General features: G+C 50.1%; 13 protein-coding genes. 10 read left to right on the forward strand and 3 right to left on the reverse strand.

The genetic code is table 11. The features are described 5' to 3' along the window. Positions 1 to 59: 59 nt before the first annotated feature. The 3 genes from pepA to AC6IB1_RS14620 all read left to right on the forward strand — a co-directional run bounded on the left by pepA (position 60) and on the right by AC6IB1_RS14620 (position 5,050). Positions 60 to 1,568: a leucyl aminopeptidase gene (gene pepA, locus AC6IB1_RS14610; RefSeq protein WP_497567250.1), complete on the forward strand. Its 1,509-nt coding sequence runs from the start codon at positions 60 to 62 to the stop codon at positions 1,566 to 1,568. A gap of 132 nt (positions 1,569 to 1,700) precedes the next feature. Further along, a complete protein-coding gene (locus AC6IB1_RS14615; RefSeq protein WP_497567251.1) occupies positions 1,701 to 2,156 on the forward strand; it encodes a DNA polymerase III subunit chi in 456 nt (151 codons plus the stop codon). Positions 2,157 to 2,176: 20 nt separating this feature from the next. Beyond that, positions 2,177 to 5,050: a valine--tRNA ligase gene (locus AC6IB1_RS14620; protein WP_497567252.1), complete on the forward strand. Its 2,874-nt coding sequence runs from the start codon at positions 2,177 to 2,179 to the stop codon at positions 5,048 to 5,050. 142 nt (positions 5,051 to 5,192) lie between these two features. Here AC6IB1_RS14620 and AC6IB1_RS14625 read toward each other — a convergent pair whose 3' ends face one another. Continuing rightward, positions 5,193 to 6,614, reverse strand: a complete 1,422-nt coding sequence (locus tag AC6IB1_RS14625) for an IS1182 family transposase (protein WP_497567189.1) — start codon at positions 6,612 to 6,614, stop codon at positions 5,193 to 5,195. A gap of 755 nt (positions 6,615 to 7,369) precedes the next feature. Between AC6IB1_RS14625 and AC6IB1_RS14630 the strand changes: the two genes are divergently transcribed. The 3 genes from AC6IB1_RS14630 (at position 7,370) to AC6IB1_RS14640 (ending at position 9,392) form a co-directional block, all read left to right on the forward strand. After that, a complete protein-coding gene (locus AC6IB1_RS14630; RefSeq protein ID WP_497567253.1) occupies positions 7,370 to 7,645 on the forward strand; it encodes a hypothetical protein in 276 nt (91 codons plus the stop codon). Positions 7,646 to 7,951: 306 nt separating this feature from the next. Beyond that, entirely contained in the window at positions 7,952 to 8,350 is a 399-nt protein-coding gene (locus AC6IB1_RS14635; protein ID WP_497567254.1) for a DUF2061 domain-containing protein, read from the forward strand. A 133-nt stretch (positions 8,351 to 8,483) separates the two neighbouring features. After that, the gene (locus tag AC6IB1_RS14640; protein WP_497567255.1) at positions 8,484 to 9,392 is read left to right on the forward strand and encodes a bifunctional helix-turn-helix transcriptional regulator/GNAT family N-acetyltransferase; all 909 of its coding nucleotides are present in this window, start codon (positions 8,484 to 8,486) and stop codon (positions 9,390 to 9,392) included. Between the two features lie 57 nt (positions 9,393 to 9,449). On the opposite strand, the gene rraB is transcribed toward AC6IB1_RS14640, so the two are convergent. Next, the gene (rraB, locus tag AC6IB1_RS14645; protein WP_497569150.1) at positions 9,450 to 9,848 is read right to left on the reverse strand and encodes a ribonuclease E inhibitor RraB; all 399 of its coding nucleotides are present in this window, start codon (positions 9,846 to 9,848) and stop codon (positions 9,450 to 9,452) included. Positions 9,849 to 10,209: 361 nt separating this feature from the next. On the opposite strand from rraB, the gene argF reads away from it, so the two are divergent. The 4 genes from argF (at position 10,210) to AC6IB1_RS14665 (ending at position 13,555) form a co-directional block, all read left to right on the forward strand. Then, positions 10,210 to 11,214 carry an ornithine carbamoyltransferase gene (gene argF / locus AC6IB1_RS14650; RefSeq protein WP_497567256.1) on the forward strand — a complete coding sequence of 335 codons (1,005 nt, stop codon included), beginning with the start codon at positions 10,210 to 10,212 and terminating at the stop codon, positions 11,212 to 11,214. Positions 11,215 to 11,546: 332 nt separating this feature from the next. Next, entirely contained in the window at positions 11,547 to 12,476 is a 930-nt protein-coding gene (gene pyrB, locus AC6IB1_RS14655; RefSeq protein WP_497567257.1) for an aspartate carbamoyltransferase, read from the forward strand. Between the two features lie 15 nt (positions 12,477 to 12,491). Next, complete coding sequence (gene pyrI / locus AC6IB1_RS14660; RefSeq protein WP_497567258.1) at positions 12,492 to 12,959, forward strand: aspartate carbamoyltransferase regulatory subunit; 468 nt, start codon at positions 12,492 to 12,494, stop codon at positions 12,957 to 12,959. A gap of 206 nt (positions 12,960 to 13,165) precedes the next feature. Further along, positions 13,166 to 13,555 (forward strand): RidA family protein, encoded by a 390-nt coding sequence (locus AC6IB1_RS14665; RefSeq protein ID WP_497567259.1) that lies wholly within the window; start codon positions 13,166 to 13,168, stop codon positions 13,553 to 13,555. Between the two features lie 78 nt (positions 13,556 to 13,633). Here the strand turns inward: AC6IB1_RS14665 and idi are convergent, their stop codons facing one another. Next, the gene (gene idi, locus AC6IB1_RS14670) at positions 13,634 to 14,170 is read right to left on the reverse strand and encodes an isopentenyl-diphosphate Delta-isomerase (protein ID WP_497567260.1); all 537 of its coding nucleotides are present in this window, start codon (positions 14,168 to 14,170) and stop codon (positions 13,634 to 13,636) included. Between the last annotated feature and the right edge of the window lie 88 nt (positions 14,171 to 14,258).

A 14,258-nucleotide genomic window follows, 5' to 3' on the forward strand; every position in this document is an offset into this window, starting at 1 on the left:
GATAAAGCGGGCATTATCCAACATTTAGCCCCACTTGTCTTTAGGATGTAGGAGTACGCATGGAGTTCAGTGTAAAAAGCGGGAGCCCCGAGAAACAGCGCAGTGCATGTATCGTTGTCGGTGTATTTGAACCACGCCGCCTGTCACCGGTTGCAGAGCAACTGGACAAGATCAGCGACGGTTACATCAGTAGCCTGCTGCGCCGTGGGGACCTCGAAGGCAAGCCTGGCCAGATGCTGCTGTTGCATCACGTTCCTAATGTATTGTCTGAGCGTGTGCTTCTGGTCGGTTGCGGTAAAGAGCGTGAGCTGGGTGAGCGCCAATACAAAGAAATCATCAAAAACACCATTAACACCCTGAACGAAACCGGTTCAATGGAAGCGGTGTGTTTCCTGACCGAATTGCACGTTAAAGGTCGTGATACCTACTGGAAAGTGCGTCAGGCGGTTGAAAGCACCAAAGACACACTCTACACCTTCAACCAATTCAAGAGTGTAAAACCAGAAACACGCCGTCCACTTCGCAAACTGGTGTTCAACGTACCGACCCGCCGTGAACTGAATCTGGGTGAACGCGCTATCACACATGGCCTGGCTGTGGCATCTGGCGTAAACGCCTGTAAAGATCTCGGTAATATGCCGCCTAACGTGGCAAACCCTGCCTATCTGGCTTCTCAGGCTCGCCGTCTGGCAGATGATTTCGAGAAAATCAGCACCAAGATCATTGGTGAGCAGGAAATGAAAGAGCTGGGTATGACCTCATACCTTGCCGTTGGTCAGGGATCTAAAAACGAATCCATGATGTCTATCATGGAATACAAAGGCCATCCAGACCCAGACGCAAAACCGATTGTTCTGGTCGGTAAAGGCCTGACGTTTGACGCTGGCGGTATTTCGCTGAAACCGGCTGCCAACATGGACGAAATGAAATACGACATGTGCGGCGCAGCGGCGGTGTTCGGTGCCATGAAAGCACTGGCAAAACTCGACTTGCCGATCAACGTGGTGGGCGTATTGGCAGGGTGTGAAAACATGCCCGATGGCCACGCGTACCGCCCCGGAGATATTTTGACCACCATGTCTGGCCAGACGGTTGAAGTGCTGAACACAGACGCAGAAGGCCGTCTGGTATTGTGTGATGCCCTGACCTATGTCGAGCGTTACGAGCCGGAATGTGTGATTGATGTGGCGACTCTCACTGGTGCGTGTATCGTGGCACTCAGCCACCATATCAGCGGTTTGATTTCTAACCACAACCCACTGGCACATGAAATCGTGAATGCGTCTGAACAAGCTGGCGACCGCGCATGGCGCTTGCCAATGACCGAAGAGTATCAAGAACAGCTGAAGAGCCCATTTGCAGATATGGCAAATATCGGTGGCCCGGGTGGCGGCACTATTACCGCAGGCTGCTTCCTGTCACGCTTTGCCAAGAAGTACAATTGGGCACACCTGGATGTGGCCGGCACCTCTTTCAAAGGCGGTCAGAATAAAGGGGCAACAGGCCGTCCTGTTCCATTGCTGGTCCAGTTCCTGTTGAACCGCTCCGGCCTTGAAGTTGCAGAATAAACCTGCACATAGAGAGAAGGAGGCCTCGGCCTCCTTTTTTATTGCTGGCTTTTTGTTGCGTCAACCGACAACACAACGCACACTGAACCGAGCAAAATACCGCCACACCAAACGGCACAAGAGGAAAAACCAATGACAGGCATGGCGACCTTCTACCTACTGGATGAATCGCACCACACCCCTTCCCTGCGGATGTTGGAAAAAGTCTGTCAGTTGTCTGCCCTTTTTTGCCAACAGGGTATGAAAGTGTTTATCACTGCGGCAGATAAATCCCAGGCAGAAGCCATTGATGAAGCATTATGGCAACAACCTGCAGAGGGTTTTGTTCCGCATAATCTGGTTGGCGAAGGCCCCCGGGGGGGAGCACAGGTTGAAATTGGCTGGCCTGGCGTACGTCATTCCGGCCACCGGCATGTGCTGATAAATCTGGCGCAAGAAGCAGCAACTTTTGCGCCTTCCTTTGCACAAGTGGTAGACTTCGTGCCTTGCGAAGACGCTCTCAAGCAACAGGCTCGGGAACGCTACAAAATTTACCGCATGGCGGGGCGCCAAATGCGCACTCTCGCCATTGAAGAAATGTCCCATTAAATCAGTCCATCAAGAGCGCTATGGAAAAGACATACAACCCAACATCAATCGAAAAAGCGCTGTACCAGCGCTGGGAAGAGGCCGGCTACTTCAAGCCTCACGGTGACACATCGAAAGCTGCCTACAGCATTATGATCCCACCACCCAACGTCACGGGCAGCCTGCACATGGGCCATGCGTTCCAGGATACCATCATGGACACCCTGATCCGCTGCGAGCGCATGAAGGGCAAAAACACCCTGTGGCAGGTTGGTACTGACCACGCCGGTATCGCGACTCAAATGGTTGTTGAGCGCAAAATCGCGGCAGAAGAAGGCAAGACCAAGCACGACTACGGCCGTGATGCCTTCATCGACAAGATTTGGGAGTGGAAAAACGAATCCGGTGGCACGATCACCAAACAGCTGCGCCGTCTGGGTGCGTCAGTAGACTGGGATCGTGAGCGCTTCACCATGGATGATGGTTTTTACGCAGCCGTTCAGGAAGTGTTTGTACGCCTGTACGAAGACGACCTTATCTACCGTGGTAAGCGTCTGGTTAACTGGGACCCGAAACTGCACACAGCCATTTCCGATCTGGAAGTGGAAAACAAAGACGTGAAAGGCCACATGTGGCACTTCCGCTACCCACTGGCTGACGGTGTGAAAACCGCTGACGGCAAAGACTACATCGTGGTAGCAACCACCCGTCCAGAAACCATGCTGGGTGATACCGGCGTAGCGGTTAACCCTGAAGATCCACGCTATAAAGATCTGATTGGCAAAGAGATCATCCTGCCTATCGTCAACCGCCGCATTCCTATCGTAGGCGACGAGCACGCAGACATGGAGAAAGGTACAGGCTGTGTGAAGATCACCCCTGCGCACGACTTCAATGACTACGAAGTGGGTAAACGCCACCAGCTGCCAATGATCAACATCCTGACCTTCAACGCTGACATCCGTGATGCGGCGGAAGTGTTCACCACCAATGGTGAACCAAGCGATGTATACAGCAGCGAATTACCAGAAAAATACCGTGGCATGGAGCGTTTCGCTGCACGTAAAGCGATCGTGGCGGAATTCGAAGAGCTGGGCCTGCTGGATGAGATCAAAGATCACGATCTGACCGTGCCATACGGCGACCGTGGCGGCGTGGTGATCGAGCCAATGCTGACCGACCAATGGTACGTGCGTACAGCAACCCTGGCAAAACCTGCGGTTGAAGCGGTTGAAAATGGTGACATTCAGTTCGTACCTAAACAGTACGAAAACATGTACTTCGCGTGGATGCGTGACATCCAGGACTGGTGTATTTCCCGTCAGTTGTGGTGGGGCCACCGCATTCCTGCATGGTACGACAACGACGGCAACGTCTACGTTGGCCGCAATGAAGAAGAAATCCGTGAGAAACACGGTCTGGCACCCGTCGTTGTCCTCCGTCAGGACGAAGACGTACTGGATACCTGGTTCTCATCTGCACTATGGACATTCGGAACACTGGGCTGGCCACAACAAACCCCAGAACTGAAAACCTTCCACCCGACCGATGTGCTGGTGACCGGTTTTGACATCATCTTCTTCTGGGTGGCGCGCATGATCATGATGACCATGCACTTCATCAAAGATGAAGATGGCAAACCACAGGTGCCATTCAAGACCGTCTACGTTACCGGCCTTATCCGTGATGAAAACGGCGACAAGATGTCGAAGTCCAAGGGTAACGTACTTGACCCTATCGACATGATTGACGGTATCGATCTGGAATCACTGGTAGAAAAACGTACCGGTAACATGATGCAGCCTCAACTGGCCGCCAAGATCGAAAAGAACACCCGTAAGACCTTCGAAAACGGTATCGAAGCGTACGGTACTGACGCGCTGCGTTTCACCCTGGCAGCCATGGCGTCTACGGGCCGTGACATCAACTGGGACATGAAGCGTCTTGAGGGTTACCGTAACTTCTGTAACAAGCTGTGGAACGCAAGCCGTTACGTGCTGATGAACACTGAAGGCCAGGATTGCGGCACCTCTCTGTCACAAGATCAGGGCGGCGAGATGGCATTCTCACTGGCTGACAAGTGGATCGAATCCCAGTTCCAGCTGGCAGCAAAAGAGTTCAATGCCCACATCGAGAACTTCCGTCTGGATATGGCAGCGAACACCCTGTACGAGTTTATCTGGAACCAATTCTGCGACTGGTATCTGGAGCTGACCAAACCGGTGCTGTGGAAAGGCACGGAAGCACAACAGCGCGCGACCCGTCACACGCTGATCACTGTGCTTGAAAAGACCCTGCGTCTGGCACATCCAGTGATCCCATATATTACGGAATCTATCTGGCAGAGTGTGAAGCCGCTGGTAGACGGCGTGGAAGGCGACACCATTATGCTGCAGGCATTGCCACAGTATGATGACGCGCAATTCAACGACGCTGCGCTGGCTGACATCGAATGGGTGAAAGGTTTCATTACCGCCATCCGTAACCTGCGTGCCGAGTACGACATCGCACCAAGCAAACCGCTGGATGTGATGCTGAAAGCGGCTGATGAAAAAGACGCGGCGCGTGTTGAAGCAAGCAAGCAAGTACTGATGTCACTGGCGAAACTGGAAGGCATCCGCATTCTGGAAGCAGGTGAAGAAACCCCAGCTTGTGCAACCGCACTGGTGGGTAAATCAACCCTGATGATCCCAATGGCAGGCTTGATTGACAAAGATGCTGAGCTGGCACGTCTGGACAAAGAAATCGCCAAGACTCAGGGCGAAATCAAACGCGTTGAAGGCAAGCTGAACAACCAGGGGTTTGTTGCCAAAGCACCGGAAGCGGTTGTCGCAGCCGAGCGTGCGAAACTCGAAGGTTACGCAGAAACCCTGACCAAGCTGGAAGAACAGAAAGCGGTGATCGCTGCACTGTAATTTCCTCCATGAAGGTAATGATTCAAAAGCTGATGGGAAACCATCAGCTTCAGATTGCTGACTAACCCCGCTTTTTCAAGCGGGGTTTTCTTTTGTTAGTGGCCGAAGGCCGCGATCGCGCTATTTTTCCATATTGTTATGTTCAGGCTGCTTTTAGCCCATAGACGCTAAATTGCGTCACTATCTGGACTATTTGCCGTGTATTGAGCCCGATTTTGCGAAGATAAGCCTCCAGTAAGGCTATCTTCTTGATGTTTTGCGCTGCTGCCGCCAACCAGCATTGGATTTGTACTTTCAACAGACCACGGAACCTCGCATAGCGATGGCCATGATGTTGTTTGGCATCTGCGAAGCTTCGCTCCACCGTCTCTGCCCGTCGTCGGTACACTTTCTTTCCCCAGGCTGTCAGCCTCAAGGCATTGGCATTCTCTACCGATTTCTCGAACAGGTGCCGGGTTATCACCCGTTTGTGATTCTTGCTCTTGGTGCAATCATCGCGCAGCGGACAGGTTTTGCATATCTGTGGGTCAGAGTGATACTCGCGGTATGCCTGACGGTTGGTGGTCTTGTAAACCAGCTCCTGTCCCTGAGGACAGAGATAGCGGTCCGTCTCTTTGTCGTAATGAAAGTGCTTTTTCTTGATAGGATTCTTCGTACGGTGCGGCCGGCGGTATCCCATCACCGGCAGGATTTGGCGCTGCTCCAGTTCATGGCAGATAGTCGCGGTGAAGTAACCGGCATCAAGCCCGGCGGCAACAGGCGAGAGCGTAAAGCGCGCTAACGTGGTATCCAGACGGGCGATATACGGTTGGGCGTCATTCACATTGCCTGGCGTGACATGGGTGTCGAGGATGATGCCGTGTTTGCCGTCGACGGTGCGATGGTCAAGGTAGAAGAAGCCCTGTGGTTTTTGGTCCCGTGTCATGAACCCGCTGTCTGGGTCGGTGGTGCTGACTTTGGTGTTTTTCTCAATGTGACCATCTTTCGGTTTGAGTGGGCGTTTTCCTTCTGCTGCACGGTCAGCGTCAACCGCTTCATCTAACAGCTCGGCATAAGCACTGACGTTTTGTTTCACCAGTTCGTTACGGTATTTACGCTTGTTGGCATTGGCTTTCAGGTGAGTGCTGTCGGTAAATAAGACGCGTCCCTCGACCATGCCTTTGTTCATCGCCTGCTCGACGATGCGGATGAAGATGCGCTCGAACACGTCGGTATCGTTGAAGCGACGGCGGCGGTTCTGGCTCAAGGTGGACGCATCAATCACCTTTTCGGTTAGCGACATGCGAAGGAACCAGCGGTAAGCGACGTTGACCTCGATATCTTTGACGAGCTGGCGTTCACTTTTAACACCGAAGAGGAAGCCTAGGAGCAGGATTTTGAACAGGCGAACGGGGTCTATCGCAGGACGGCCATTGTTGTGGCAGTAGAGATGGGCGACTTCGTCGCGGATAAACTCAAAGTCGACGGCAGCATCGATTTTGCGAACAAGATGGTTTTTGGGAACCAACTGTTCGAGTGTCACCATCTCGAATTCATATTGCTGAGGGCCAGGGTCTTTAAGCATGTCACCACATCCATGATTGATTTGCTTATCCCTTATTAGATCAAAGCCCCAGCCAAATGGCCAGGGCTTTGTCAGCAGTCTGAAGCTGATGGGAAACCATCAGCTTTTTTGCTCAGACTTAACGACAGGGAGCATGACGCCTGTTTTTTTGGTGACATACTGTATCATCGTCTGGAGTGCTTACCGCCCCATGCCCAGTGTTTTTGACCTATCTCTTGGGTGCGTTTAACCCTGTTTTTCCAACCAACGAAATACCGTCTCCATTACACGCAGTCATACACGTTAAAACGTGCCTCAGATTCACTACTCCAGTAAAACGAAACTTATTGATTTCCGCTTCAGTTTGAACGGGGAAAACGAATTCGCTTCCAGTAGTGACCACGACATTGAAATGACTAGATTTTCGGCACCACAGCGGATTTGCAACCCCTCACCCTCAATAAACATAAAAATATGCGTGAATTTATGGAAAACCTTTCTATGCAAGGTTCCAGAATATCCAAAAAACAAACATAGATGAGCACAAATGCACCGCCGAACTCGACTCACAATCGACTATTTACGTGAAAGTGAAGAGCATGACATGCAGCCACTTAATCTAGTGTAATGCGTTGAAATATCATGCGGTTTTCTTATCTTTGCGGGCCAAATGCCTTGAAAAATAGGCAGATAAAATCTGATTTTGTAACTACGTATGACGCTATTGGGTTTGATAGTGTTTATGCGCATCGTATTATTATTTGAAGGATTTTATTATGAGACTGCATACCCCACCGACTATTCAGTTTTCTTCTTCTGTGCCTAAGTCTGATTTAGATAAGATTAACACTAAAATTGCAACGCTTGAGTTACAAATCAAAGCTATCAACCAAGAGGCTCATAGGTGTGGAGAGAGAATTGCTGAATGCATTAGTGATTATAATATAACATACAGCAGTATAATGAAAAATTATGATATTTATTATGGGGTTAGATTACAGCTTGGTGAGCTGAACCGTAAATTGGATAAATTAGAACAATCGCTCCAATAAACAATTTCAATAAAAGCCTCCCATTTGAATAACACCTATCACTTAAGGTGCTTAGAACGAAGAGGATAGCGAGTTTTATTGATACGAACGGCCCTTACTTTGGGCCGTTTTCTTTTCTTGAGCAGTATGTACTGCTTTACTCGCTCTCGTATCGCCTTCCCTTTCGTTCCCATTGCCTCTCCTCCTTTTGTATTTCTACCCCGGTCAATTTAATAGTTTAAACCTATTAAATTGATTCACAGAAACCACATTTACAAATGAGAATTATTTACAATAATGAATTCATCATCCAGTGAGGTATTCGTTATGAAAAAGACCATCAGCTTTGCAACAATCCACTTTACCGTTGCTTTTACCGTTGCGTACGTGTTGACCGGCGACATTCTACTGGGTAGCTTGATTGCCATGATCGAACCTATGGTCAATACCGTGGCATTTTTCTTCCACGAAAAAGCCTGGGAAAGCAACTGGCTGAAACGCACCTTTGCCAGCGATCCTGGCCGCAAAACCGTCAGTTTTGCGATCGTCCACTTCAGTGTGGCATTCGGTGTCGTATACCTGTTGACCGGTGATATCTTGATTGGCAGCGTAATGGCAATGATTGAGCCATGCATCAATACCATGGCGTATTATGTCCACGAACGGGTCTGGCAGCATAAATCACGTTTGAACATGCAATGCCACCACCATACGATGATGCTATAACCACCCACAGCATTCCTCACGAAACAGGGCAGCCTTGGCTGACCTGTTTTCATTTCAGGTGTCACGTGCCTGCTTACCCAATAACAGTAAGCCACGCAGGAAAGTGGCACACTCAGTATAAAATGGAGACACAATGCCTACAGGTCCGGTTGAAATCAGATCCCTCGTCCGCCAACTTCTTCGCCATCGTGGCTTGTTGGATAACATCTATGGCACTGCAGGCCTTACCACCGTGCAATGCCACGTGATGATCGAACTGGAGCAGGAAACAATGAGTGCCAGTGAACTGGCTAAACGGTTGAACATAGATGTGGCCAACGCCAACCGCACACTTGCCATCCTGATCAACAATGACAACATCACTTCACACATTGACACCGAGAGTAACCAGCTGAAATATGCCCTGTCTGATGCAGGAAAAGCGCGATTGGATGAACACCACCACGGTATCAACCAACAAATCGCCCTGTATCTTGAGCAGCTCGATACTGATGAAATCGAAGCCCTGTCCCGCTCGCTGCATCGCTATAACCGCGCCATGGCACAAAGCGAACGCCAAAAAGGATTTACCCTTCGCCGGTTAGAGCCTGCTGACAATGCCGCTATGGCTGCGGTGATCCGTAACGTGTCGGAAGAGTATGGCCTGACAGCCGATAAAGGCTATGGTGTTTCAGATCCAACGCTTGATGTGCTGAGCGAAAATTACAAAGCCGACAATGCGGCCTACTGGGTGATTGAGCAACACGGTAAAATTCTTGGTGGCGGCGGTATTGCGCCCTTGCCCGGCGAAAAAGGCATATGCGAGCTACAGAAAATGTATTTCCGCCCAGAATTGCGTGGACGTGGTTTTGCAAGGCGCCTGGCTGCCCAAGGCATGAAGTTTGCCCGGGAAAAAGGCTACACCGCCTGTTACCTTGAAACAACAGCATGCCTGAAGGAAGCGATTCATCTGTATGAGTCGATGGGCTTTGAACGGCTCGATGCGCCACTGGGCAACACCGGACACACTGATTGTGAAGTCGTGATGCTGAAAAAACTCTGAGGTTTGGCGGAAAAAAAGCCGGAGCATTGCAGCTCCAGCTTTTTCAGTCAGTGACGGTTAATCGTCTTCTTCTAATTCACCTTCTTCTTCGGCGTCTTCTTCATCCGATTCAAAATAGGTGCCCCAACCGTCATAATCAATGTTGTACTTTTCAGCCAGTTTCACCAGCTTTTCTACCTGCTCATCAATGCGGTCAGCGTCCAATGCTGATTCCATCACAGCGTCAAAGCAAATCACTGTGCTGCCATCTTCCAGCTCAAGCTCTTCCGCTTCCAACACTTCAAAGCCCATTTTAAACGCTTCCACAGCAGCGCCTTCCAGTTCAGCAAAACTGTCTGCAGAAAGGTGGTGTTCGATGGTATAAAGTGCATCAGGATCGCTGCCATCTTCCAGCAACGCTTCAATAATTTCACGGGTTTCCGCTTTTTGTTCTTCAATAATGTCAGCGTAAGACATCGGCTCACTCCAGCTCTTTATTAACGGCAGCACTATGGCACGGATTGATGTGGTTTGCCACGCCAAATTCACTCCCTCTCCTCTACAATAAGCCTCCAGACAACCCGCACAGACCAAGTGATGGAGAATGCGCTGTTTGACCTGCCCTATTGAGCATGAAAATGTCTAAGGCCCCCCCTCAAACTGATAACACTATCTCAACCGGGGTTTTCTCTCTCGCCTGAAGAAAGTAGCGATCAAATAAAAATAAATATTTATTCAAAGAGGTTGAATTAACAATCAAAAATAAGTCAGAATCATGACTGATATCTGCGTGACATAAAACAGGTCACAAGTAGGATTTTAGAAAGGGACCTCAAACATGGCATTTAATCTGCGTAACCGGAACTTTCTCAAGCTGCTGGATTTCACGCCGCAGGAGATTGCACACCTATTAGACTTGTCTGCCGAGCTGAAAAAAGCCAAATATGGTGGCTATGAGCAGCCTCGCCTGACAGGAAAAAACATCGCCCTGATCTTTGAGAAAGCCTCCACCCGCACGCGATGTGCCTTTGAAGTCGCGGCATTTGACCAAGGCGCAAAGGTTTCCTATATCGGCCCATCGGGCTCCCAGATTGGCCACAAAGAATCGATGAAAGATACCGCCCGTGTGCTTGGCCGTATGTATGACGGTATTCAGTACCGTGGTTTTGGCCAGGATATCGTTGAAGAGCTGGGACAATATGCTGGTGTACCGGTATGGAATGGCCTGACAGATGAATTTCACCCCACCCAGATCCTAGCCGATTTCCTGACCATGCTTGAACATGGGCAAGGAAAAAAGCTGTCTGACATCACGTTTGCCTATCTGGGTGATGCCCGCAACAACATGGGCAATTCACTGATGGTGGGTGCAGCCAAAATGGGCATGGATATCCGCCTGGTGGCTCCCAGCCAATTCTGGCCTGAAGAAACACTGGTAGAAGAATGTCAGGCGATAGCCGAAAAAACCGGCGCACAAATTACCCTGACAGAAAGCGTGGAAGAAGGCGTGCGGGGTTGTGACTTCCTTTATACCGATGTCTGGGTCTCTATGGGCGAGTCCAAAGAAGCCTGGGACGAGCGCGTTGCGATGATGAAACCCTATCAGGTTAACATGGACGTAATTAAAGCGACCGGTAACCCAAACGTCAAATTTATGCACTGCCTGCCTGCATTCCACAATGATGAAACAATCCTTGGCGCAGAAGTGGCAGAAAAATATGGCATGAAAGGGCTCGAAGTCACCGAAGAGGTCTTTGAATCTGAGTACTCCATCGTTTTTGATGAGGCGGAAAACCGCATGCATACAATCAAAGCCGTGATGGTCGCCACGCTGGGAAACTAACCCGCTTTCTGAGTGAGAAAACAGGGTAAACCGCGTACTGCGCGGTTTCTATTTCCCAACAGAGCCATATCACTATTCCTACCTTGCACCGGACAAAAATGGGCGTATAATCCTCCGCAATTTGTCAAAAAAACGAACCGGAATGCCAAATTTAGTGACATTACTGACTGCTAAAACCTGCCGGCTCCCGGCATTGGCCCCCTTTTTCGTTTTTACTGTATTCAAAAAAGCCTCCTTATCGGGAGGCTTTTTTTTGACCAAAATGTACCACCACTGCGGCTGTTAATTGCCCAAAAATAACAGCACATGGAATCTGTTAAGGGAGAGAAGGCATGGCGACCTCGCTACACAACAAACACATCATCTCCATCCCGGAGTTATCCCGTGAAGAGCTAGAACTTATCGTCGATATTGCCGGTAAACTCAAAGCAGAGCCCAACCCTACCTTGCTGAAAAACAAGGTCGTGGCAAGCTGCTTCTTCGAGGCGTCCACCCGAACCCGCCTGTCTTTCGAAACTGCGGTTCAGCGTCTTGGCGGCACCGTGATTGGTTTCCCAGACGGCGGCAACACCTCTTCAGGAAAAAAAGGCGAAACTCTGTCTGACTCAGTGCAGGTGATCTCTTCTTACGTCGACGCCTTTGTCATGCGCCACCCGAAAGAAGGGGCGGCACGGCTGGCCTCAGAATTTTCAAGGGGAGTTCCTGTTATCAATGGTGGTGATGGCGCGAACCAACACCCAACCCAAACCCTGCTGGATCTGTTCAGTATCTACGAAACCCAGGGCCGTCTGGATAACCTGAAAGTGGCGATGGTGGGCGACCTAAAATACGGACGCACTGTCCATTCTCTGACCCAAGCGCTGTCAAAATTCGATAGCAACCAATTCTACTTCATTGCGCCGGAAGCACTGGCAATGCCGGATTACATTCTGGAAGAGCTCGACGAACAAGGTATTCCTTACAGTTTGCATGCCAGCATCGAAGATGTGGTGCCAGAGCTCGATATCCTTTATATGACCCGGGTACAAAAAGAGCGTCTTGACGAGTCAGAATACCAACACATCAAAGCCGCTTTCATTTTGGATACCCCGCAACTTACCAACGCCCGCGACAACCTGAAAGTTCTCCATCCATTGCCACGGGTAGATGAAATCACCGTCGCAGTTGATAAAACCCCTTACGCTTACTATTTCGAACAAGCAGAAAACGGGGTGTATGCACGCCAGGCATTGCTGGCACTGGTTATTAACGGAAGCATTTAAGGCAGGAGAAACATCATGGGAAAAGATCACAAACTACAGGTTGAAGCCATCAAGAACGGCACCGTTATCGACCACATCCCTGCCAATATCGGCTTTAAAGTGATGAAGCTGTTCAAGCTGCACAAGACCAATGAGCGCGTAACGGTTGGTCTTAACCTGCCTTCATCCGCCCTTGGTGCCAAAGATCTTATCAAGATTGAAAATATCTTCGTCAGTGAAGAGCAGGCACAGCAGCTGGCGCTGTATGCCCCCAATGCCACCGTCAACCAAATCGAAAACTATGAAGTGGTAGCCAAACTGCCACTGACACTGCCCAAAAGCATCCAGGGTGTATACCGTTGTCCGAACAGCAACTGTATTACCCACGATGAAAAAGCCGTGGAAAGCAGCTTTAATGTCATCGAAAAGGCCGACGATGTGTATCTGAAGTGCAAATACTGCGAGAAAGTGTTCTCCCGGGAGATCATGACCGAAAACCATTAGGGTTTCAGCCAACACCCCGAAGGGCGACAGCCTTTCCTGCCCTTCATCCCATTGAAAAGCCAACCTTGTTGTTGGCTTTTCTTGCCGATGAACGCCATCACCGGCCATTTCAGGGATAAAATGTGATGGACTGGGTTTACGACGGCGCTGGCTCAGTGCAGACTAAGCCCGCATCCAACATAATTGTTTAGATTAAGGATAAATTAATGACTAAAGTGCTTCACACTGAAAAGGCGCCTGCAGCAATTGGCCCATACATTCAAGGCGTCGATCTGGGCAACATGGTGCTGACTTCAGGCCAGATCCCGGTCAACCCTGAGACCGGTGAAGTGTCCCCAGATATTGCCGTTCAAGCACGTCAATCCCTGGAAAACGTGAAAGCGGTGGTTGAGTCTTCGGGCCTGACAGTTGGCGACATCGTCAAGCTGACTGTATTCGTCAAAGATCTGAACGACTTTGGCACCGTTAACGACGTGTATGGCAAGTTCTTCGATGAACACGGTGTCGAACACTACCCAGCACGTTCATGTGTTGAAGTTGCACGTCTGCCAAAAGACGTGGGCATTGAAATCGAAGCGATTGCTGTACGCAAATAAGCTCTAGGGCCGTTGCCCCTAAGCACCAAGATTGAAAAAGCGACCATAGCCGGTCGCTTTTTGTTTTTCTGAGCACCACTATGCGGCGAGCTGTAAAGACACCCTATCCAGCACCTGACGGAACCAAGCGGTGAACTGCTCCGGCTTTTTCTGAAGCGCTTCGCTGATCTCACGCTCTGTCCACCAACGCCAGTCCATCACCTCTTCCGGATTCGGCACCACATCGACATCATCCACACAGCTGACAATGATCTGATCCAGTTCATGTTCGGTCAGCCCATTATCAAGCTCAGCGCGATAGCAAAACCTGTCACCCAACGCCAAATCCAGTGAGGCAACAATACCAAGCTCTTCATTCAGGCGACGCCTGGCTGCCACGTCAACCGGCTCACCCTGCATGGGGTGAGAACAGCAGGTGTTGGTCCAAAGCCCGCCACTGTGATACTTGCCCAGTGCGCGTTGCTGCAGAAGATACTCACGTCCTGCCGGTGTTTCACGGTAAATCATCACAGAAAATGCCAGGTGCAATAGCCCTTGCTGGTGGGCAGCCAGTTTTTCTGCCAGCCCCGTCGGCTCGCCACTTTCTGTTACCAGAACGACCTGATCTCTCAGCATAATCTATTACTTCTCATACAAACTAAACGCGCCAAAAACAACAAAAGGATACGCGGCTGCGTATCCTTTAGGTTTATCACTACTCAAT

The sequence above is a fragment of the Grimontia sp. THUN1695 genome, from assembly GCF_059704325.2.